This window comes from Dyella marensis, from assembly GCF_900112865.1.
Taxonomy (GTDB): Bacteria; Pseudomonadota; Gammaproteobacteria; order Xanthomonadales; family Rhodanobacteraceae; genus Dyella_D; species Dyella_D marensis_A.
Window position 1 is genome coordinate 63,918 of record NZ_FONH01000014.1, and the last position, 22,020, is coordinate 85,937.

General features: G+C 67.5%; 21 protein-coding genes. 20 read left to right on the plus strand and 1 reads right to left on the minus strand.

The features are described from left to right. The first annotated feature begins 18 nt into the window (after positions 1-18). The 14 genes from flgE to BM172_RS16275 all read left to right on the plus strand — a co-directional run bounded on the left by flgE (position 19) and on the right by BM172_RS16275 (position 15,003). Entirely contained in the window at positions 19-1,239 is a 1,221-nt protein-coding gene (flgE, locus tag BM172_RS16210) for a flagellar hook protein FlgE (RefSeq protein ID WP_026636766.1), read from the plus strand. Positions 1,240-1,307: 68 nt separating this feature from the next. Continuing rightward, positions 1,308-2,048, plus strand: a complete 741-nt coding sequence (gene flgF / locus BM172_RS16215) for a flagellar basal-body rod protein FlgF (protein ID WP_026636765.1) — start codon at positions 1,308-1,310, stop codon at positions 2,046-2,048. Positions 2,049-2,089: 41 nt separating this feature from the next. Further along, the gene (gene flgG / locus BM172_RS16220; protein WP_026636764.1) at positions 2,090-2,875 is read left to right on the plus strand and encodes a flagellar basal-body rod protein FlgG; all 786 of its coding nucleotides are present in this window, start codon (positions 2,090-2,092) and stop codon (positions 2,873-2,875) included. 8 nt (positions 2,876-2,883) lie between these two features. Then, positions 2,884-3,570, plus strand: coding sequence for a flagellar basal body L-ring protein FlgH (flgH, locus tag BM172_RS16225; RefSeq protein ID WP_035324193.1), 687 nt, complete (start codon positions 2,884-2,886; stop codon positions 3,568-3,570). A gap of 146 nt (positions 3,571-3,716) precedes the next feature. Next, positions 3,717-4,805 carry a flagellar basal body P-ring protein FlgI gene (locus BM172_RS16230; protein WP_177218829.1) on the plus strand — a complete coding sequence of 363 codons (1,089 nt, stop codon included), beginning with the start codon at positions 3,717-3,719 and terminating at the stop codon, positions 4,803-4,805. A gap of 1 nt (position 4,806) precedes the next feature. Beyond that, entirely contained in the window at positions 4,807-5,787 is a 981-nt protein-coding gene (gene flgJ / locus BM172_RS16235; RefSeq protein WP_231504257.1) for a flagellar assembly peptidoglycan hydrolase FlgJ, read from the plus strand. A 48-nt stretch (positions 5,788-5,835) separates the two neighbouring features. After that, the gene (flgK, locus tag BM172_RS16240) at positions 5,836-7,713 is read left to right on the plus strand and encodes a flagellar hook-associated protein FlgK (RefSeq protein ID WP_026636760.1); all 1,878 of its coding nucleotides are present in this window, start codon (positions 5,836-5,838) and stop codon (positions 7,711-7,713) included. 11 nt (positions 7,714-7,724) lie between these two features. Further along, positions 7,725-8,915 (plus strand): flagellar hook-associated protein FlgL, encoded by a 1,191-nt coding sequence (gene flgL, locus BM172_RS16245; protein ID WP_026636759.1) that lies wholly within the window; start codon positions 7,725-7,727, stop codon positions 8,913-8,915. Between the two features lie 245 nt (positions 8,916-9,160). Next, positions 9,161-10,297: a flagellin gene (locus tag BM172_RS16250; RefSeq protein WP_026636758.1), complete on the plus strand. Its 1,137-nt coding sequence runs from the start codon at positions 9,161-9,163 to the stop codon at positions 10,295-10,297. A gap of 60 nt (positions 10,298-10,357) precedes the next feature. Continuing rightward, positions 10,358-11,752, plus strand: coding sequence for a flagellar filament capping protein FliD (gene fliD / locus BM172_RS16255; RefSeq protein WP_026636757.1), 1,395 nt, complete (start codon positions 10,358-10,360; stop codon positions 11,750-11,752). Positions 11,753-11,767: 15 nt separating this feature from the next. Next, positions 11,768-12,187 carry a flagellar export chaperone FliS gene (gene fliS, locus BM172_RS16260; protein ID WP_026636756.1) on the plus strand — a complete coding sequence of 140 codons (420 nt, stop codon included), beginning with the start codon at positions 11,768-11,770 and terminating at the stop codon, positions 12,185-12,187. Beyond that, complete coding sequence (locus BM172_RS16265; protein ID WP_026636755.1) at positions 12,184-12,465, plus strand: flagellar protein FliT; 282 nt, start codon at positions 12,184-12,186, stop codon at positions 12,463-12,465. Before fliS ends, BM172_RS16265 begins: the two co-directional genes overlap by 4 nt. 125 nt (positions 12,466-12,590) lie before the next feature. Continuing rightward, positions 12,591-13,169 carry a PilZ domain-containing protein gene (locus BM172_RS16270; RefSeq protein WP_035324191.1) on the plus strand — a complete coding sequence of 193 codons (579 nt, stop codon included), beginning with the start codon at positions 12,591-12,593 and terminating at the stop codon, positions 13,167-13,169. A 367-nt stretch (positions 13,170-13,536) separates the two neighbouring features. After that, positions 13,537-15,003, plus strand: coding sequence for a sigma-54 dependent transcriptional regulator (locus BM172_RS16275; protein ID WP_026636753.1), 1,467 nt, complete (start codon positions 13,537-13,539; stop codon positions 15,001-15,003). Between the two features lie 155 nt (positions 15,004-15,158). Here the strand turns inward: BM172_RS16275 and BM172_RS16280 are convergent, their stop codons facing one another. Continuing rightward, positions 15,159-16,232 carry a fimbrial protein gene (locus BM172_RS16280; protein ID WP_051549129.1) on the minus strand — a complete coding sequence of 358 codons (1,074 nt, stop codon included), beginning with the start codon at positions 16,230-16,232 and terminating at the stop codon, positions 15,159-15,161. A gap of 270 nt (positions 16,233-16,502) precedes the next feature. On the opposite strand from BM172_RS16280, the gene fliE reads away from it, so the two are divergent. Genes fliE through fliJ form a run of 6 tightly spaced genes read left to right on the plus strand, consistent with a single transcriptional unit; the run spans position 16,503 to position 22,015 of the window. After that, the gene (fliE, locus tag BM172_RS16285; protein ID WP_026636752.1) at positions 16,503-16,832 is read left to right on the plus strand and encodes a flagellar hook-basal body complex protein FliE; all 330 of its coding nucleotides are present in this window, start codon (positions 16,503-16,505) and stop codon (positions 16,830-16,832) included. Positions 16,833-16,887: 55 nt separating this feature from the next. After that, positions 16,888-18,585: a flagellar basal-body MS-ring/collar protein FliF gene (gene fliF, locus BM172_RS16290; RefSeq protein WP_026636751.1), complete on the plus strand. Its 1,698-nt coding sequence runs from the start codon at positions 16,888-16,890 to the stop codon at positions 18,583-18,585. 7 nt (positions 18,586-18,592) lie between these two features. Then, positions 18,593-19,582 carry a flagellar motor switch protein FliG gene (gene fliG / locus BM172_RS16295; protein WP_197022902.1) on the plus strand — a complete coding sequence of 330 codons (990 nt, stop codon included), beginning with the start codon at positions 18,593-18,595 and terminating at the stop codon, positions 19,580-19,582. Further along, the gene (locus tag BM172_RS16300) at positions 19,582-20,229 is read left to right on the plus strand and encodes a FliH/SctL family protein (RefSeq protein WP_026636749.1); all 648 of its coding nucleotides are present in this window, start codon (positions 19,582-19,584) and stop codon (positions 20,227-20,229) included. Before fliG ends, BM172_RS16300 begins: the two co-directional genes overlap by 1 nt. Further along, complete coding sequence (fliI, locus tag BM172_RS16305) at positions 20,226-21,584, plus strand: flagellar protein export ATPase FliI (RefSeq protein WP_026636748.1); 1,359 nt, start codon at positions 20,226-20,228, stop codon at positions 21,582-21,584. The genes BM172_RS16300 and fliI overlap by 4 nt, the downstream gene beginning before the upstream one ends. Beyond that, a complete protein-coding gene (gene fliJ / locus BM172_RS16310) occupies positions 21,581-22,015 on the plus strand; it encodes a flagellar export protein FliJ (protein WP_026636747.1) in 435 nt (144 codons plus the stop codon). The genes fliI and fliJ overlap by 4 nt, the downstream gene beginning before the upstream one ends. Positions 22,016-22,020: the final 5 nt, after the last annotated feature.

Below are 22,020 nucleotides of genomic sequence, written 5' to 3' on the forward strand. Positions count from 1 at the left end.
CCACAGGGGAGCAGCAGCATGGCATTCAACATCGCACTCAGCGGACTGAAGGCGGCCTCTTCGGATCTCGAAGTCACCGCCAACAATATCGCCAACACCTCCACCACCGGCTTCAAGGGTTCGCGCGCCGAATTCGCCGAGCTGTACAGCGTGGCCGGCAAGAACTTGAGCGCCACCCAGGTCGGCAGCGGCGTGCGCCTGACCAACGTGGCGCAGCAGTTCACCGCCGGCAACGTGGAGAACACCAACAACGCGCTGGACTTCGCCATCAGCGGCGACGGCTTCTTCACCGTCAAGGACGGCAAGGGCCTGTCCTACACCCGCGCCGGCGCGTTCCGCCAGGACGCCAACGGCTACGTGGTGAACAGCGCCGGCCAGAACCTGCAGGTGTTCCCGCCGAACAATGCCGGCGGCTTCGACACCAGCACCATGACCGACCTGCGCCTGGTCACCTCGCAGAACGCGGCCAAGGCTACGAGCAGCGTGCAGATGGCGCTGAACCTGCCGTCGGATGCCACGCCGCCGGCCAACGCCTTCGACCCGAAGGACGCCACCAGCTACAACCAGGCCACCCCGTTCACCGCCTACGACTCGCTCGGCGCCACCCACAACGGCACCGTGTACTTCGTGCGCAACGCCGCGGCCAATACCTGGGACGCGCATCTGTTCATCGACGGCAAGGACACCGGCGCCACGCAGCAGCTGAGTTTCACCAGCACCGGCGCGCTGTCCACGCCGGCCGGCGGCAAGCTGACCTTCCCGGCGATCAGCGCCAGCCCGGGCTCCGATCCGATGGCGATCACGCTGGACGTGACCAAGGCCACCCAGTTCGGCAACAACTACGCGGTGACCTCGATCAGCCAGGACGGTTATCCGACCGGCACGCTGTCGAGCATCGACGTGTCCAGCGACGGCGTGGTGCAAGCCAAGTTCTCCAACGGCCAGTCGCAGTCGCTCGGCCAGCTGGCGCTGGCGAACTTCGCCAACCCGCAAGGCCTGCGCCAGATGGACAACACCAACTGGGCCGCGTCGTACGACTCCGGCACGCCGGTGATGGGTGCGGCCGGCAACGGCAACTTCGGCAATGTGCAGTCCGGTGCGCTGGAAGCCTCCAACACCGCCGACCTCACCGCCCAGCTGGTGAACATGATCAAGGCGCAGCGCAACTACCAGGCGAACGCGCAGGTGATTTCCACTGACGACAAGCTGACCCAGACCATCATCAACATCCGGAACTGATGAAACGCACGGACAGGGCGCGACCCAAGCACGCCCTGTCCGCCGTTTCCTGATCCCCGGGAGAAGCCATGGACCGTTCCATCTACGTAGCCATGACCGGCGCCACGCAAATGATGCGTGCGCAGACCGAAGTGGCGCACAACCTGGCCAACGCCGACACGGTCGGCTTCAAGGCACAGATGTCCGCGTTCAAGCCGCTGCCCGTGCAGGGCCAGGGGCTCGGTTCGCGCATCAACGGCGTGGCGCAGGGCATCGGCTGGGACATGCATGCGGGCGCGCAGATGGACACTGGCCGTCCGCTCGACGTGGCGGTGCAGGGCGACGGCTGGATGGCGGTGCAGAGTGCGGACGGCGGCGAAGGCTATACCCGCGCCGGCCAGCTGCAGCTCACCGCCGACGGCCTGCTCACCGATGCGCGCGGCAATCCCGTGCTGGGCGACGGCGGTCCGATCACGGTGCCGGACGCGACTCAGGTCAGCATCGGCGCCGACGGCACCATCTCGGTGGTGCCGAAGGGCCAGGGACCGGATACCTCCTCGGTGATCGGCAAGCTCAAGCTGGTCAAGCCCGCTTCCGATCAGCTGCAGCTGGGCGACGACGGCCTGATGCATCTTGCCGGCGGCGGGGTGGCGCCGGCCGACGAGACGGTGACGGTGAAGGCCGGCGCGCTTGAATCGAGCAACGTGAATCCGTCGCAGACGCTGGTGCAGATGATCCAGCTCTCGCGCCAGTACGAATTGCAGGTGCGCGCCATCCGCACCGCGGACGACAACGCCCAGTCGGCCACGCGCCTGCTGCAGGTGGGTTGACCGAAGTTTCTTGAAGCGGCCAAGGCCGCGCGGAGAGTCGAATGTTTTCTTCCCTGTGGGTCGCCAAGACCGGTCTGGATGCGCAGCAGACGCGCATGGACGTGGTCTCCAACAATCTCGCCAATGCCAACACCACCGGCTTCAAGAGCTCGCGCGCATCGTTCCAGGACCTGATGTACCAGAACCTGCGCCAGCCCGGCGGCCAGACCACCGAGCAGACGCAGTCGCCGTCGGGCCTGATGCTGGGCACCGGCGTGCGCGTGGTCGGCAGCGAGAAGCTGTTCACCCAGGGCAACCTGCAGCAGACCGGCAACTCGCTGGACCTGGCCATCCAGGGCCGCGGCTTCCTGCAGGTGACCCAGCCCGACGGCACCGTGGCCTATACGCGCGACGGTTCGCTGCACCTGGACCAGAACGGCCAGATCGTCACCGCCTCCGGCTACCAGCTGGATCCGGCCATCGTGATCCCGCAGAACGCGCAGAGCGTGACCATCGGTACCGACGGCACGGTCAGCGCCACGCTGTCGGGGCAGGCCGCGCCGCAGCAGATCGGCACCATCCAGCTGGCCGACTTCATCAATCCCGCCGGCCTGCAGCCGAGCGGCGACAACCTCTATCTGGAAACCGCCTCCAGCGGCGCGCCGCAGATCGGCCAGCCCGGCCTCAACGGCCTGGGCACGGTGGCGCAGGGTTCGCTGGAAAGCTCGAACGTCAACGTGGTCGAGCAGATGGTGGACATGATCGAAACGCAGCGCACCTACGAGATGAATTCCAAGGCGATCTCCGCCGCGGATTCGATGCTGCAGTTCCTCACCAACAAGACCTGAGCACGACCATGTCGAACTTCCGTCGCCTGCGCCTGTGCGGCGCCATCCTCGCCCTGGTCCAGCTCGCCGGCTGCGCCATGCCCGCGCCGCGCGGCGACGATGCCGCCTGGGCGGCCACGCCGCCGCAGGAACCGGTGGCGCAGCCGGTCGCGGACGGCTCGATCTATCACGAAGCGCAGAACATGGAGCTGTTCAACGACCCGCGCGCGCATCGCGTGGGCGACATCCTCACCATCTCGCTGGTGGAGAGCACGCAGGCGAGCAAGAAGGCGTCGACCAGCACCAGCAAGAAGGACAAGAGCAACCTCGCCGCGCCGACCATCCTCGGCCGCCCGATCAGCATCGGCGGCAAGGACGTGAGCTTCGGCACCGACGGCGACCGCAGCTTCGACGGCAGCGGCAACAGCAGCCAGAGCAACCAGCTCACCGGCTCGATCACGGTGACCGTGGCGCAGCGCCTGTCCAACGGCAACCTGCTGGTGCGCGGCGAGAAGTGGCTGACCATCAACCAGGGCCAGGAGCTGGTGCGCATCTCCGGCATCGTGCGCCCGCAGGACATCGGCCAGGACAACAGCGTGCCGTCGACGCGGGTGGCGGATGCGCGGATCGGCTACACCGGGCGCGGGACGCTGGCCGATGCGAACACGCAGGGCTGGCTGTCGCGCTTCTTCGGTTCCAAGTGGATGCCGTTCTGATGTTTTTCTCGCACCGACACGTCGGCGTAGTTTGGGGTGAGCGCCAGCGAACCCCAACAGGCGCGGCGATCATGGAGGCTGCCATGTTGGGGTTCGCCGCTGGCTCACCCCAACCTACACGGGTCGTTCGTATGCGCACACGCGTCATGCTTTTTTTCGCGCTGCTGTTCCTCGCAGCCTCCGTCCACGCCGACAAGATCCGCGACCTCGCCCAGGTCGCCGGCGTGCGCAGCAACCAGCTGATCGGCTACGGCCTGGTGGTCGGCCTGGACGGCAGCGGCGACCAGACCACGCAGGCGCCGTTCACCACGCAAAGCCTGGAAAACATGCTGCAGCAGTTCGGTATCACGGTGCCGGCCAATGTGCGGCCGCAGCTGAAGAACGCGGCGGCGGTGACGGTCACCGCGCAGTTGCCGCCGTTCGCCAAGCCGGGCCAGGCCATCGATGTCACGGTGGCCTCGATCGGCAATGCCAAGAGCATCCGCGGCGGCGAGCTGCTGATGACGCCGCTGCGCGGCGCCGACGGCAATGTCTACGCGATGGCGCAGGGCAGCGTGGTGGTGGGCGGCATCAGCGCGCAGGGCAAGAGCGGTTCCAGCGTGCAGGTGAACATTTCCGCCAGCGGCCGCGTGCCGAACGGCGCCACGGTGGAGCGCAGCGTGGCTTCGTCGTTCGGCCAGGGCGGCGACCTGGTGCTCAATCTCAATACGCCGGACTTCACCACCGCCGCGCGCATCGCCGAGGCGGTGAACCGCGCCTACGGCGCCGGCACCGCGCAGCCGGTGGATGGCGGCTCGGTGGCGGTGCGCGGCCCGGCCGACCCGGCCCAGCGCGTGTCCTGGCTGGGCATGATCCAGGCGCTGGAGGTGCAGCCGGGCGACGCGCCGGCGCGCGTGGTGGTCAATTCGCGCACCGGTACGGTGGTGATCGGTTCGGAGGTCAAGGTCAGCGCCGCCGCGGTGGCGCACGGCTCCATCCAGGTCACCATCAGCGAGCAGCCGCAGGTCAGCCAGCCGGCGCCGTTCAGCCGCGGCGGCCAGACCGTGGTGGTGCCCAGCAGCAGCGTGCAGGTCAGCGAGGACGGCGCGCACATGTTCAAGTTCGGCCCCGGCGCGAGCCTGGATTCGATCGTGCGCGCGGTGAACCAGGTGGGGGCCTCGCCGACCGACCTGATCTCGATCCTGCAGGCGCTCAAGCAGGCCGGCGCGCTGCATGCCGAACTGGTGGTGATCTGAGATGGCCCCGGGCAACGGCATGGGCGATGGCGGCATCCTCGGCGCGGCCAGCGGCGCGCTCAATACCTGGACGGAACTCTCCGGCTTCCAGCAGCTGCGCGCGCAGGCGCAGGGCGACGGCCAGGCGGCGCTGCCGAAGGTGGCCAAGCAATTCGAAGCGATCTTCACCCAGATGATGCTCAAGTCGATGCGCGAGGCCAGCCCCGGCGGCGGCATCGGCGAGAGCGAGCAGGGCGATGCCTATCGCGACCTGCTCGATCACCAGCTCTCGCTGAGCCTGTCCAACGGCGGCCATGGCTTAGGGATCGCGCAGATGCTGATGCGCCAGCTCGGCGGCAAGGACGGCGCGGCCGCCCCGGATGCGTCGACCGATGCCGCGTCCGGCTGGCAAAGCACCCTGGACAAGCTTGCCCACGGCGCCAGCAAGGTCGCCGGCAAGGTGGCCGAATGGATGCCCGGCACCGGCGATGCGGTGAACTTCGTGCAGGCGCTGGCGCCGCACGCCCAGGCCGCGGCGCAGAAGCTGGGCGTATCGGTGCGCGCGCTGCTGGCGCAGGCCGCGCTGGAAACCGGCTGGGGCAAGCATTTGCCGGCGCACCACGACGGCAGCACCAGCAACAACCTGTTCGGCATGAAGGCCGGGCGCAGCTGGGACGGCGACAAGGTCAGCGTGCCGACCCTGGAATACGAGGACGGCGTGGCGGTGCGCAGGCGCGACCAGTTCCGCGCCTACGGCACGCCCGGCGATTCGTTCTCCGATTACGCCGACGTGCTGGCCAACAATCCGCGCTATGCCGGCGCCATCGGCAAGGGCGAGGACATCAAGGGCTTCGCCAAGGCGCTGGCACATGGCGGCTACGCCACCGACCCGGCCTATGCGGCCAAGCTCGAAGCCATCGCCAACAGCCCGGAAATGCGCAAGGGCCTGGAGGCGCTGGCCGCGCTCAAGTCGGATGGCGACGTGCCGTCACAGTTGCCATGACGTGCCTCCTCCTCCCCATGACACGCACCGCCACAAGGACCGCCCACCATGGCTGACCTGCTTTCCACCGGCGTCTCGGGCCTGCTGGCCTCGCAGATCGGCCTCAGCACCGTCAGCCACAACGTGGCCAACGTCAACACCGACGGCTACAGCCGCCAGACCGTCCAGTTCAGCGCGCGCCCGGCGCAGCAGCTGGGCAATTTCTACGTCGGCACCGGCGTCAATACGGTGGCGGTGCAGCGCGCCTACAGCCAATACCTCAACACCGCGCTGTGGACGGCCTCGTCGGACCAGAGCCGCGCGGCGACGTACCAGAGCCTCACCGCGCAGATCAACAACCAGCTGTCCGGCAGCACCAACCTGCAGACCTCGCTGGACGCGTTCTACGGCGCGCTCGGCGACGTGTCGAACGCGCCGGCCGATGCCGCCGCGCGCGGCGTGCTGCTGGCCCGGGCCAATGCGCTGGGCAGCACTTTCCAGGCGCTGTCCGGCCAGTTCAATCAGTTGAACGGCCAGGTGCAGCGGCAGATCGGCGACACCGTCGACTCGATCAACAGCGACAGCACTTCGATCGCCAAGCTCAACGAGCAGATCCGCACCGCCTATGCCAGCGGCAAGGGCGAACCCTCGGACCTGCTCGACCAGCGCGATGCGCTGATCAAGAAAGTCTCCGGCGAAGTCGGCGTCACCGTGGTGCAGCAGGACGACCACACGGTGAGTCTGTTCGTCGGCAACGGCCAGTCCCTGGTCAACGGTTCCAATGCCTACCAGCTGGCCACCGCGCCGAACCAGTACGACCCGACCCGGCTGGAGATCGTCGGCAAGGACAGCGGCAGCGTGATCACCGGCCAGGTCGGCGGCGGCTCGCTCGGCGCGCTGCTGGATTTCCGCACCAATGTGCTGGACCCGGCGCAGAACCAGCTCGGCCGCGCCGCGGTGGCGATGGCCAGCGCGTTCAATGCCCAGCATGCGCAGGGCATGGATCTCAACGGCAACCTGGGCGGCGCCTTCTTCAACGTAGGCGCGCCGCAGGTGCTGAACAGCGCGTCCAACCAGGGCACGGGCACGCTGAGCGCGAATATCTCCGGCGTCGGCGCACTGACCGCCAAGGACTACGTGCTGCGCTACGACGGCAGCGCGTGGAGCCTGCGCGATACCGCCGGCAATGCGGTGGCCATGACCGGTACCGGCACCGCCGCCGACCCGTTCAAGGCCGATGGCCTGAGCCTGGTGGTGGGCGGCGCTCCGAGCGCCGGCGACAGTTTCCAGGTGCGGCCCACCGCCGCGGCAGCGGCGGGTTTCGGTGCGGCCATCACCGACCCGAACAAGATCGCGGCGGCGGCGCCGCTGGCTGGCTCGGCCGGTGCGGCCAACAAGGGCAGCGGCAGCATCGGCGGCATCGCCGTCACCGATCCGTCCAATGCGGGCCTGCTCGGCACGGCGAATATCGTGTTCACTTCGCCGACCAGCTACACCATCAACGGCGGCGCCGCGCAGACGTATACGCCCGGCCAGCCGATCAATGCCAACGGCTGGAGTCTCACCCTCAACGGCACGCCCGCGGCGAACGACACGTTCACCCTGAAAGCCAACACCAATGCGCGCGGCGACAACGGCAATGCGCTGGCGCTGGGCAAGGTGGCGAACCTGGGCGTGCTCGACAACGGCGCCACCAGCGTCGGCCGCGCCTACGGGCAGCTGACCAGCCAGGTGGGCAGCGCAGGTTCCCTGGCCAAGGACGCGCTGACCACGCAGAACGCGGTGTACCAGCAGGCGCTGCAATCGCAGCAGGGCGTGTCCGGCGTGAACATCGACGAGGAAGCCGCCAGCCTGGTGCGCTACCAGCAGGCGTACCAGGCCTCGGCGCAGGTGATCTCCACCGCCAGCCAGATCTTCGACGCGCTGCTCAGCGCCGTGCGCAACTGAAGGAGCATCCGATGAGAGTCTCCACCAGCTGGATGGCCCAGCAGTCGGTCAGCAGCATGCTCGACGGGCAGGCCAGCCTGTCCGACCTGCAGAACCGCATCAGCAGCGGCAAGCGCATCAACCAGCCGTCCGACGATCCGGTGGGCGCGGCGCGCGCGCTGGAACTGGGCCATATGGACGCCGACGTGGCGCAGTACCAGCGCAACATCACCTCGGCCAATGCAAGGCTGGGCCTGGAAGACCAGGCGCTGTCGACCACCTCCGATGCGCTGACCCGCGTGCGCACGCTGGTATTGCAAGGCATCAACGGCACGCAGACCGACCAGACCCGCGCCGACATCGCCGCCGAACTGAGCCAGATCCGCACCCAGCTGATGGGCCTGGCCAACGGCAAGGACGGCAACGGCGATTATCTGTTTGCCGGCAACCGCACGGGCGGCCAGCCGTTCTCGGCCCAGGGCGGCGCGGTGGTCTACAACGGCGACGACGGCCAGCGCATGGTCGCCGCCGGCCCCGGCATGCAGGTGGCCACCGGCGACCCCGGCTCGGCGGTGTTCATGAATATCCCCACCGGCAACGGCACCTTCCAGGTGTCCTCCGGCGCCGGCAATACCGGCACCGCGGTGGCCGGGACCATCAGCGTGGCCGACCGCACGCAGTGGGACGACGGCAACTACACCATCGCCTTCACCTCGGCCACCGCCTACGAAGTGCGCGACGCCTCCAACAACGTGGTGAGCAGCGGCACCTATGCCGACGACGGCAATGCGGTGGTCGCGTTCCGCGGCGTGCAGGTAGGCATCAGCGGCACGCCAGCGGCGGGCGACAGCTTCAGCGTGGGGCCTTCGGGCGAGCAGGACATCTTCAGCACGCTGGACAACATCATCGGCGCGTTGAAGACCACCGGCGGCGGGCCGGCGATGAAGAACGCGCTCAATGCGCAGTTCTCCAACCTCGACCAGGCCATCGATACCGTGACGCAGACGCGCGCCGCCATCGGTGGGCGCATGAATGCGCTGGACCAGCAGCAGTCGCTCAACGGCGACCTGTCGCTGCAATACCAGGGCGCGCTGTCGGACGTGCAGGACCTGGACTACTACGACGCCATCAGCAAGCTCAATCTGCAGAACACCGCGCTGCAGGCGGCGCAGATGACCTACACCAAGGTGCAGGGGTCGACGCTGTTCGACTACCTGAAGTAAGCGGGGAAGAGCGATGCGTCAGGCCGACATGGAGAGCGGTATCGAGGCAAGCCTGTCCACCGGACCGGTTTCCGTGCCTTGCATCGCACTCCCGGCCGCGGCCCTAACCCATTTTCCCCACCCGCTCAAGTTCCATGAGGACCGGTCGAAACAGTGACTGAGGCGGCGATGTTCCAGCAGGAATTCCCGCTGAGACAAGAACCGCCGGCCCTTTACCGGTTACGACCCAAACGGAGCTAAATCCCATGGTCATGAGCGTTACCACCAACATCAGCTCGCTGAATGCCCAGAACAACCTGGCCAAGACGCAGAGCAAGCTGAGCACCGCCATCGAGCGCCTGTCCTCCGGTATGCGCATCAACAGCGCCAAGGACGACGCCGCCGGCCTCGCCATCTCCACCCGCTTCACCACGCAGATCAACGGCCTGAACCAGGCCGTGCGCAACGCCAACGACGGCATCTCGATGGCGCAGACCACCGAGTCGGCGCTGGACGAAGTGACCAACAACCTGCAGCGCATCCGCGAGCTGGCCGTGCAGTCGGCCACCGGTTCCAACTCGACCACCGACCGCGCCGCGCTCGACAAGGAAGTGCAGCAGCGTCTGGCCGAAGTCACCCGTATCGCGCAGCAGACCAACTTCAACGGCACCAAGGTGCTGGACGGCAGTGCCGGCACGGTGGCGTTCCAGGTCGGCGCCAACGTCGGCGAGACCATCAGCGTCAACTTCAGCGTCGGCATGAAGACCAACCAGGTCGGCCAGGTCGACACCGCTGCCGTGACCGCCAGCGGCACCGCCCCGACCTATCCGCTGACCCTCGCCGCCGACCAGACGGTGAAGATCGGCACCACCAATGTCACCCTGAAGAGCGGCTCGGTGTACAACACCGCGCAGGACGTCAGCGACGCCCTGAACGCCGGCTTCAAGGATGCGGGCGTGGACGCGCAGGCTTCCACCGATGCCACCGGCAAGATCTCGGTCGCCGCCTTCGGCGCCGATGTCGACGCTTCCGGCGCCACCGCCCTGGGCTTCGCCGCCGCCGACAAGGCCACGCATGCCCTGGACAGCAAGCACCTGTCCGACGCCTCGATCTCGACCGTGTCCGGCGCCAACGACGCCATCCGCCGCGTCGACGCCGCCCTGCAGTCGGTGAGCAACCTGCGTTCGGACCTGGGCGCCGTGCAGAACCGCTTCCAGTCCACCATCTCCAACCTGCAGACCATTTCGCAGAACCTCGACTCGTCGCGCAGCCAGATCCAGGACGCCGACTTCGCCGCGGAGACCGCGAACATGTCCAGCGCGAACATCCTGCAGCAGGCCGGCGTGTCGGTGCTGGCCCAGGCCAACTCCAGCCAGCAGAGCGTGCTCAAGCTCCTGCAGTAACTCCAGCGGACGGCCGCGCGCGAAGCGCGGCCGTCCTTTTCATAAGGAAATCCAGCGACCATGGCGATCACCACCTCTTCCACTTCTTCTTCCACGGGCGGCACGCTTACCGCCGCCGGCGTCGGTTCGGGATTGGACGTGAATGGCCTGGTCAGCCAGCTGGTGGCGGCCAAGAAAAAGCCGCTGCAGGACCAGATCGATTCCCAGACCAGCACGGCGAAGACGCAGATCTCCGCGCTGGGCCAGGTCAGTTCGGCGCTGGCCGCGCTGCAGACGGCCCTCAAGGGCCTGAGCGACGGCACCGCCTTCCAGACCCGCAAGGCCGCGACCAGCGACGCGAGCGTATTCAGCGTGTCCTCGACCACGGGCGCGATGAACGGCAGCTACAACATCAATGTCAGCCAGCTGGCGACCGCGCTGAAGGTGCAGTCCGCCGGCGTGGCCAGCAGCGACGCCAAGGTCGGCACCGGCACGCTGACCATCGCGGTCGGCAGCAAGTCGATGAGCGTCGATATCGGCAGCGATGGGTCTTCCCTTTCGCAGATCCGCGATGCGATCAACAAGGGCAGCGGCAATCCCGGCGTCACCGCCACCATCGTCACCGGCTCGGACGGCGCGCACCTGGTGCTCAGCAGCACCGCCACCGGCCAGGCCAATGCCTTCACGGTGAGCAGCAGCGGCGGCGACGGCGGCCTGGCGGCGCTCAATTACGACCCCGCCTCGAGCAGCAATGGCCTGTCGGTGGTCAATGCCGCGCAGGACGCGAAATTCACCATCGACGGCATGGCCGCGACCAGCGCCAGCAACACGGTGACCGGCGCCATCGACGGCGTCACGCTGAGCCTGTGGAAACAGGGCACGGCGACGCTTTCGGTGAGCACCGACAGCTCGGCCGCGTCCACCGCGGTGGGCAACCTGGTCACGGCGTACAACAACTTCGTCGGCACCTACCAGTCGCTGACCGCCTACGATCCGAGCGGCACCAACACCGGCGCGCTGATCGGCGACGCCACGCTCAACAGCATCAAGAGCACGCTGTCCTCGATCGTCAGCGGAGCCGGCGGCAACGGCGCCATGCTCAACTCCATCGGCATCACCCTGCAGGTGGACGGCACGCTCAAGCTGGATACCGGCGCCTTGTCCACCGCATTGAGCGATGGCGGCACCAAGGTCAGCGGCCTGTTCGCCGGCGACAACGGCATGGCGACCAGGCTCAGCAGCCCGCTCACCGACTGGACCGCCTCCACCGGCGTGCTGACCACGCGCACCAACAACCTCAACAAGCAGTTGAAGGACCTGGGCACGCGCCAGGACAACCTCAACGCCGACATGGATGCGCTCACCACGCAGTACACCAAGCGCTTCACCGCGCTGGACACCCTGCTGACCAAGCTCAATAGCACCAGCAGTTATCTCACCCAGCAGTTCGACGCGCTCACCAAGAGCAGCAAGTAAGCGAGGAGCCATACCATGGGATTCGGATACGGCGCCGGCGCCTACCAGCAGGTGCGTTCGCACGGAACAGTGGAGACCGCCGACCCGCACGGCCTCATCGCGATGCTGATGGACGGTGCGATCGAGCGCCTGACCAAGGCCCGCGGCCACATGCTGCACGGTGAGGTGGCCGCCAAGGGCGAGCTGATCTCGCGCTGCCTGGACATCATCAGCGAGCTGCGCGGCAGCCTCGACCCCAAGGTGGAGACCCCGCTGGTCGGCCAGCTCGGCGCTCTTTACGACTACATGGGCCGCCGCCTGCTGCACGCCAACCTGCATGACGACCCGCGCGCCTTGGACGAGGTCTCCGACCTGATGCAGAAGCTGCGCCGGGCCTGGGCCGGCATTCCGATGGACGCGCGCCAGCCGCAGCGTCCGGCGCAGGCCGCGCCGTGAGCGGCGGCCTGGAGCAGGTGATGGCGCTGAGCCGCGGCATGCTGGACATGGCCGAGCAGGGCGACTGGGAGCGCTTTGCCGCGATCCAGGACGAACGCGAGCGCCTGCTCGAGCAGGTCCTCCCCGCCGAGCGCAACGATGAGCCCGCCCTGCGCGCGCTGATCGACTACAACCGCCGCCTGTGCGAGGTGGTGGAGCGCGAGCGCGATAAAGTGGCGCAGGAATGGCAGGCAGCGCACGGGCGCTCGCAGGCCATCGCCGCCTATACGAGTCATTGAAGTCCGATACGTGTAGGTTGGGGTAAGCCGCAGGCGAACCCCAACATGGCGATCCCCGACGCTTCGCACTGTTGGGGTTCGCCTGCGGCTCACCCCAACCTACGCCGGGATAAGGCGGTATCGCCATGGAAAACGAAGCCATGAACGCCAGCGCCTGGGATGAATTCCAGCAATTGCTCGCCTGCGAAGGCGACTGGCTGGCCGAGCTGGAGCCGCTGGCCCTGCCGCTGGACGAGCGCGTGGCGGCCGGCTACGCCGAGCGCAACCTGTCGGCCCTGGGCATGCTGGACGTGCTCGATGAGCGCAGCGCCGACGTATCCGACGAGGACAGCCCGCTGGTGCAGGACCTGGCCCGGATGGACGCCAAGCTCACTGCCTTGATCCACATCATCAACCGCGTGCTGATCCCCGATGCGCTGACCCGGCCCCATCATGCCCTGCGCTTCAATGCCCTGGGAGTGCTGCTGCCACCCGAACTGGCGCCGGCCGGCGAGGGCGCGCTGCTGCGCATCCGGCTGGACGGCTGCCCGAGCTTCCCGCTGGAACTGCCGGTGCGGGTGGAGCGCCGTTTTCCCGACGGCCGCGTCTTCGCGACGTTTGAGAATCATTCCGAACACTTGAGCGAAGGGCTGGAACGGATGGTTTTTCGCCATCACCGACGCAGAGTGGCAGTCACTCGGCAAGGCCATGTGCCCACGGCGTGAAAGAGCTCGCCTGTCCAATGTGATTGACATCACAAAAACGATGGCTCGGAAGTTCAGTTTTTTGACGTGTCTGACAGTTGGCATGTGCTTTGGCACAAGTCCCAGGGGCGTCAGCATTCGTTCATTTAGCGCCGGTCGCTCAACGGTTTAAGTGCCCTCGTCGACGCCGCGAATACGTTTTCAGGACACGCGCCGAGTCGGAAAACCGACCCCGTCCATAGCCCGCGTCATAGACCCGCCACCCTGTTGGCCCCGATCTTGCGTATTGCCCAACGGCGGCAACGTCGGAGCGTTGACGCCATCGGTCAGAAAAAAACGAGTGACAGGGCAAAGGAACGCCGGTCACCACCATGGGCAGGGGGTTTGCGTGCAAAACGAAGTCCAAGACATCGACGTTCTGGTCATTGAAGCGGACGCCGCGCGGGCGGAAACGATCGCCTCGGCGCTGCAGTTCCTGGGGTATCGCCCGCGCTTCGCCGGCAAAGAGACGGCAGACGGCGGCAAGGGCGACTGGTGCGCGATCTACATCGGCGACGTGGTGGACCTCGACGATTTCCAGCGCCAGCTCGACACGCTGGGCGAGCAGGCGCTGCATCTGCCGCTGCTGGTGGCGAACGATGCGCCGTTGGCCGCGCAGCTGCCCGGCGCGCTGCCGGGCTCGCGTTCGCGTGCGGTGGAACTGCTGTCCTTCCCGCTGCGCTATGAGCCGCTGCTCGATGCGCTGCGCCGCCTCTCGGCGCCGGCCCGGCTGGGCTTCAAGGGCGCACAGGGCCAGTCCGGCATGCATCGCATCGTGGGCGCCTCCAATGCGCTGGGCCGCGTGAATGCGCTGGTCCGTCAGGTCGCGCCGTTCGATTCGACCGTGCTGGTGCTGGGCGAATCCGGCACCGGCAAGGAAATGGTGGCGCGCGCGATCCATGAATCCTCGCAGCGCCGCGACAAGCCGTTCATCGCGATCAACTGCGGCGCGATCCCGGCGGAGCTGCTGGAAAGCGAACTGTTCGGCCACGAGAAGGGCGCCTTCACCGGTGCGATCAGCGCGCGTAAAGGCCGCTTCGAACTGGCCGAGGGCGGCACGCTGTTCCTCGACGAGATCGGCGACATGAGCCTGCCGATGCAGGTGAAGCTGCTGCGCGTGCTGCAGGAGCGCGTGTTCGAGCGCGTCGGCGGCAACCGCACCCAGCGCTGCGACGTGCGCATCATCGCCGCCACGCACCGCAACCTGGAGCAGGCCATCGCCGACGGCCGCTTCCGCGAAGATCTCTACTACCGCCTCAGCGTGTTCCCGCTGGAGATGCCGCCGCTGCGCGAGCACCTGGAAGACCTGCCGGAGCTCATCTCCGAATTCAACCAGCGCCTGCTGCGCCGCGGCCTCGGCGGCGTGCGCTTCAGTGCCAGCGCGATGAACGCACTGCGTTGCCATAGCTGGCCCGGCAACGTGCGCGAACTGTGCAACCTGGTCGAGCGGATGGCGATCCTCTATCCCTCGTGCGAAGTGCGCGCGGGCGATCTGCCGGAAAAATATCGTGGCGTGCCTGCCGGCGAAGAAGTCACCGGCGCCGCTTTGCTGGCGGTGATGGAAGGCCGCGCTCCGGTCGCTCCCACGCCGATCGCCGCTTCGGTGGTGCACGAACCCTCGGCTGCGATCCTTCCGGAAGGCGGGCTGGATCTGAAGGATCACCTTTCGGATATCGAGGTCGGCCTGATCCGTCAGGCGCTGGATGCGACAGGCGGCGTCGTGGCACACGCAGCGAAGCTGCTGCGCATGCAACGCACGACGCTGGTGGAGAAGCTACGCAAGTACGGATTGCAGACGGGCTTGCAGGTGCCTTGAATTTGGCCGATCCGGCGCGGTGGTCTGCGCGCCGGATTTAGATCGTTCTATCTACGTCGCGGACATCGCAGCGCAGATTGGCCGGGATGCCTGTGCGGTCCAGCGCATGCAGAGTTCGGGTTGGACGGAGCAAGGTGAAGCGGCGGCAATTTCCGCTACTGATAAGACAGCGTGAAAGTGGCTTTGCCGTTCAAGGAGCCGGCGCTGACGGCACCGGTGCGAAGGTATTTCACCGTGAAAGGTATCTGCAGCGCACCGTTTGGCGTGGCTCCGATCAGATGCTGATTCGTCGTGCCGGGCAGTGACGAATCCGGGCCATAGCTCACGGTGGTTCCGTCCGTCCTGAAGACCTGCAGCGCCACGCCTTTTGCCGTCGAGTCGGGTGTCGCCGTCAGTTTGTCGCTTGTATTGCTCGGTGCGCTGTTGTCGGTGAGCGTCATGAAAAGCGTAGCGCCGGCGCTGCAGTTGAGGCCGATCTGAAACGACGTGGGTGCCGAGACATCACCCACCGACGACATCGCGGTGCCGGATACCGTCGGCATGGTGACGGAGATACTGCTGTTGGCAACGGTGCACGTGGTGGCTGCCGGTTTACTGATGGTGGTGGCGATGGTCCAGTCGCTCTGCTCGCCGCTTTGATTTCCCCAGACTTGTCCGCAGACACCCGGTCGGAAGGTGATGCTTTGGCTGCCCGAGGCCACGGTATTGCCTGTTTTGACCAGTTCCAGCGCACCGGTGAACTTGAACGTGGTGGTGGAATTCGTGCCGGTGCTGACCTGTATCGCATTGGGATGCGTGCAGTCGGCAGCGGGTACTGGTCCGATGGGCAATGCCTGGCCCGAGGCATTGAGAATGCGCAGACCGACGCCCTGCAGTGCGCCTGACCAGGTGTATATGTTGGTGAACCCCGGCACCAGGCTGGGTACCGTATCGGTATAGAGATCAACGACGACGTTATTGGTTGTCGTATCGAAAGCCCCGGCTTTGCACTGCATCGTAAGGTCAATCTGGACACGCGTGCCGGGAATCGGCGAGCCTGCAGGAAGATCTCTCAGCACGCTCACATCAAGCTGGTTAACCGTCAGCGGAAGGGCGGCCGGCATCGTCGTGGTGCACCAGTAGGCGGGGTCTCCCCTTTTTGCGAAAGCTTTGCAGGGAACCAGCGCCATAGCCAGGGCAACCAAGGCGAGCATGGCGGTGAGAACAGCATTCCTGATGAGTAAGGTCATCGCAGTGGCTCGGCAAGGAAGGTGGAAAGTTGCCCGATGATGAGGCCCGGTCTGATCGCGAACCGGACATGATACGAGTGCCAAGCTTCAGTCCCACCTGATATTTCCAGTCGTACAGCAGGCGCTGCGCAAGCGCTTATCGCTCTTCAGCACCGGTACCGGGGTACGAATGAAGGGGCATCAGGATGTGCTGAGTGCACCTGTTTCTGCCCATGGCACAGCTTGTGCATTCATCCCCCTGGTAACCACTACACGCGTCGGAACTCCGTCATGACCCAGATCGACGTCAACAGTCTGCTGTCCCAGATGCGACAGATGTCCACCCGCATGCCGATGCCCGAAATCGCAGCGCAAAGCGTGGTGCCGGGCCAGCAGGGTGGCGATTTCGGCGCGCTGCTCAAGCAGTCGATGGCCGCCGTCGGCCAGACCCAGATGGAAGCCGGAAAATTGGCGGCCTCGTTCGAACGCGGCGATGCCGGCGCCGATCTCGGCCGCACCATGGTCGCCGTGCAGAAGGCCGATCTCTCGCTGCGCGCGATGACCGAAGTGCGCAACAAGCTCGTCGATGCCTACAAAGACATCATGAACATGCCGGTGTGACGGCGCGCAGCGTCCACTTCCGCCACTTCTCTCACACCGATAACGAGCAGTTTTCATGGCCGAAAACGCCATCGCGCAGACCGACCCGAACGGCAAGCGCCTGGATCCGCTGAAGCAACTCGCGCAGAGTCCGGCGACGCGGCAGCTGCTGCTGCTGGTTGCCGTCGCCGCGGCGGTGGCGTTCGGCGTCGCGGTGGTGCTGTGGTCGCGCGGGCCTAATTACGCGCTGCTGTATGCGGGGCTGGATTCCAAGGACGCTTCTGCGATCACCCAGGCGCTGCAGGCTTCCAACACGCCTTATCAGCTCGGCCCCGACGGCGCTTCGATCTCGGTGCCTGCGGCGGACCTCCCCGCCGTGCGCCTGCGCCTCGCCGCGCAAGGCCTGCCGCAAGGCAGTGCCGGCACCAGCGCAACCGTGCCGGGCGCCGATTCGCCGTTCGGCATGAGCGACCTGGCCGAGCGCACGCGCTACCAGCAGATGCTGGAAACCGATCTGGGCAACACCATCGCCGGCCTGCAGTCGGTGCGCGCCGCGCGCGTGCACCTGGCGCTGCCCAAGCCCTCGGCCTTCATCCGCGATAACAAGCAGGCCAGCGCCTCGGTGCTGGTGACGCTGTTCCCGGGGCGCCAGCTCGACGCCTCGCAAGTCGCTGCGATCGTGCACCTGGTGGCCTCCAGCGTGCCGGAGCTGGACCCGCGCCAGGTTTCCGTCGTCGACCAGCAGGGCCAGCTGCTCACCGTCAGCGATCCGGACAACCCCAGTGCGGTGGGCGACAGTCGCCTGCGCCTGGCCACGCGCATGGAGAACACCTACGCGCAGCGCATCGAGGAACTGCTCACGCCGCTGGTCGGTCCCGGCAAGGTGCGCGCGCAGGTCTATGCGGACCTGGACTTCAGCCAGACCGAGAAGGCCACCGAGACGTTCAATCACGACAACCCGGCCTTGCGCAGCGAACAGGTCAGCAGCGAGCAGCGCCGCGACGGCTCCTCCAACGGCGCGGTGCCGGGTGCGCTGAGCAACCAGCCGCCGACCACGGTGGCGCAGCCGACTGCGGCCAAGCCGAACGCCGGCGCGGCCAATGCCAGCGCCAATGCCACCACGGCCAATGCCAACAGTGGCGGCGAAAGCTCCAGCAGCGCCACGCGCAACTACGAGCTGGACCGCACGGTCAGTCACGTCAGCGATCCGGCCGGCCGCCTGGCGCGTCTTACCGTGGCGGTGGCGGTGGACAACAAGGCCACCACCGACGACAAGGGCAACAACAAGAGCGTGCCGTTCACGGCGCAGGAGCTCGAGCACCTGACGGATCTGGCCAAGAACGCGGTCGGCTTCAATCAGCAGCGCGGCGACAGTGTCACGGTGATCAATCAGCCGTTCCACAAGGCGCCGGGCAACGAACCGCTGCCGGAGACGCCGTTCTGGCAGCGGCCGGGTGTGATGGACCTGATCAAGCAGGGCGGCGGCGTGCTGGTCGCACTGATCATCGCCTTCGGCCTGTTGCGCCCGCTGTTGCGCGGCGTGTTCAAGGGGACGCCGGGAACCGCTCTGCAGGCGCTGCCCGCGGGCGCCGGCATACCGACGGTATCGGTGCGCATCGACGATGCGGACGACGACATGGCGCCGGGGCGGCTCGGTCCGCCGCCGGGCATGAACTACGAAGCGCGCGTGGCGATGGCCAAGCGCATGGTCACCGAGAACCCCAAGCAGGTGGCGCAGGTGGTCAGGAGCTGGGTGAGCGAAGATGGCGGCTAATATCGAAATCACGGGTGCTCAACGAGCAGCGATCCTGTTGCTCACTCTGGGCGAGCAGGATGCGGCCGAGGTGCTCAAGCACCTCAACGCGCGCGACGTGCAGGCGGTGGGCCAGGCCATGGCCGGCCTCAGCAATGTCTCGCGCGAACAGGTCGAGCATGTGCTCGGCCGCCTCACCGACGACATGGGCCGCCACACCTCGCTGGGGGTCGGCACCGAGGAATACATCCGCAAGATCCTGGTCAACGCGCTGGGCGAGAGCAAGGCGGGCGGCCTGATCGACCGCATCCTGCTCGGCCGCAGCAGCAAGGGCCTGGAATCGCTGAAGTGGATGGAGAGCCGCGCCATCGCCGAGATGATCGGCCAGGAGCATCCGCAGATCATCGCCCTGGTGCTGGCGCACCTGGAGCCGGACCAGGCGGCCGAGGTGATCGGCTACCTGCCGCCGCGCGTGCGCAGCGATTCGGTGATGCGCATCGCCACGCTCGACGGCGTGCAGCCGCACGCGCTCAACGAGCTGGACGAGATCATGGAACGCCAGTTCTCCGGCAATACCAACAAGCTCAAGTCCGCCACCGTCGGCGGACTGAAGGCCGCGGCCGACATTCTCAATGCGATGGAAACCAGCCGCGAGACGGAACTGATGGCCGCGATCCGCGGCCACGATGCGGCGCTCGGCGGCCGCATCGAGGAACTGATGTTCGTGTTCGAGGACCTGGCCGAACTGGACGACCGCAGCATGCAGATGCTGCTGCGCGAAGTGCCGTCCGCGCGCCTGGTCACCGCGCTGAAGGGCGCCGAGCCCGGTGTGCGCGAACGCATCTTCGCCAATATGTCCAAGCGCGCCTCCGACATGCTGCGCGACGACCTGGAAGTGAAGGGCCCGGTGCGCCTGAGCGAGGTCGATGCGGCGCAGAAGGAAGTGCTGCAGATCGCGCGCCGGCTGGCCGACACGGGGCAGATCAGCCTCACCGGCGGCGGTGACGACTTCGTCTGATGGCTTCCACCTTTTTCTCGCGCGAACAGCTCAAGGACTTCCGTCGCTGGGAGCTGCCCGAGGTGGGCGAGCCCAAGCCGGCCGCCGCCGCGGCGGAAGCGCAGGCCGTGCTGCCGACGGTGGCCGACCTCGAAGGCCTGGAACGCGAAGCGCGCGAAGCCGGCCATGCCGCCGGCCTCGCCGAAGGCCGCGCCGCCGCGGAAGCGGAACTGCGCGAGCGGCTGGCGCGCCTGGACGGCATTCTGCATGCGGCCGCGCGCCCGCTGGACGCGCTGGACGACGCCACCGAACAGGAGCTGGCGCGACTGGCGCTGGTGATCGCACGCCGCGTCGTCGCGCATGAACTGAAGACTTCGCCCATGCTGATCGTGCGCACCGTGCGCGAGGCCGCGCTGGCTTTGCCGGCGGCGACGCGCGCATTGCGCGTGTATCTGCATCCGGACGATCTTGCGCTGCTGCGCGAACTGGAAGCGGCCGAGCCGCACTGGCAACTGCTGCCGGATCCGGATCTGCAGCGCGGCGATTGCCTGCTGGAAAGCGAGAGCTCACGCCTGGATGCGCGCGCGGAGACGCGGCTCGCGGCGATCGCCGAGGCGATCTTCGGCGATGAAGAAGGCGCGGCCGATCCCGAGGACGAGATGGCATGAGCGACGGCTCCGCCACCGGCGAACGCTGGCGCCACCGCCTGGCGCGCCGCGCGCGCCGCGCCGAGGCGGCTACGCCGCTGGTAGTCGAGGGCCGCCTGCGCCGCGTGGTCGGGCTCACCCTGGAAGCGGAAGGCTGCGAGGCGCCGCTGGGCGCACGCTGCCTGGTGGCGGCCGCGGGCGGCGCGCAGCTGGATACCGAAGTGGTGGGTTTCGCCGACGACCGCCTGCTGCTGATGCCGGTCACCGAGATGCATGGCGTGCTGCCCAACGCGCGCGTGCGCCCGTGCTCGCATACCGGCGGCCTGCCGGTGGGCGCGGCGCTGCTGGGCCGGGTGATCGGCGCCGACGGCGTGCCGCTGGACGGCGCCGGCCCGCTCGATGTCGACGAGCACGCTTCGCTCAAGCGCGAACCGATCAACCCGATGGCGCGCAAGCCGATCGATGCGCCGCTGGATACCGGCGTGCGCGCGATCAATGCATTGCTCACGGTCGGCCGCGGCCAGCGCCTGGGCCTGTTCGCCGGCTCCGGCGTCGGCAAGTCGACCCTGCTGGGCATGATGACCCGCTACACCGATGCCGACGTGGTAGTGGTCGGTTTGATCGGCGAGCGCGGCCGCGAGGTGAAGGAGTTCGTCGAACACACGCTGGGCGAGGAGGGCCGTGCCCGCGCGGTGATCGTCGCCGCGCCGGCCGACGCGCCGCCGCTCAAGCGCCTGCGCGGCGCGCAGTACGCCACCGCCATCGCCGAATGGTTCCGCGACCGCGGACAGCGCGTGCTGCTGCTGATGGACTCGATCACCCGCTATGCGCAGGCGCAGCGCGAAATCGCCCTGGCCATCGGCGAGCCGCCGGCGACCAAGGGCTATCCGCCGTCGGTCTTCGCGCTGCTGCCGGCCCTGGTCGAGCGCGCCGGCAACGATGCCGAAGGACGCGGCTCGATCACCGCCTTCTATACGGTGCTGACCGAAGGCGACGATTACCGCCACGACCCCATCGCCGATGCGGCGCGCGCGATCCTGGACGGCCATATCGTGCTGTCGCGCGACCTGGCCGAGGCCGGCCACTATCCGGCCATCGATATCGAGGCCTCGATCAGCCGCGTGATGCCGGCCGTGGTCGAGCGTGCGCACCTGCGCGCGGCGCAGCAGTTCCGCCAGGTCTATTCGGCGTACCGCCAGCAGCGCGACCTGATCGCGGTGGGCGCCTACCAGAAGGGTTCCGATCCGCAGGTGGACAAGGCGATCGCCATGTGGCCGCAGCTGCGCGGCTTCCTGCAGCAAGAGGTGGACGATCCCATGCCGCTGGCGCAGGCGATCGAGGCGCTGGAAGGCATTGCCGCCGAGGCTGCCGCGTGAAGCCGCGCTCCGTCCGCCTGGCGCCGGCCGCCGATCACGCCAGGGAAAAACGCGAAACCGCCGCGCAGCGCCTGGCCGAGCAGCAGGAGCGCTTGCGCGCGGCCGAACACCAGCTGTCCGAACTGCGCCGCTATCGCGCCGAGTACGCGCTGGACGGCGCGGCCGCGGTGTCGGTCAGCGCGCTGCTCAACCGGCAGCAATTCGTGGAGCGTATCGACCGCGCGATCGGCCAGCAGCTGCTCGACGTGGAGCGGCAGCGCCGCCTGCTCGAGCAGGCCGGCGCCAACTGGCGCGCCGCGCATGCTCGCGAGCGCGCGCTGGAGAGCGTGATCGGCCAGGCGCGCGAGCAGGAGCGCAAGAGCGAAGAGCGCCGCGAACAGAACGACATCGACGAACGCATGCAGCACCGCAACCCGCGGCGCCGCAGCTAGCAGGT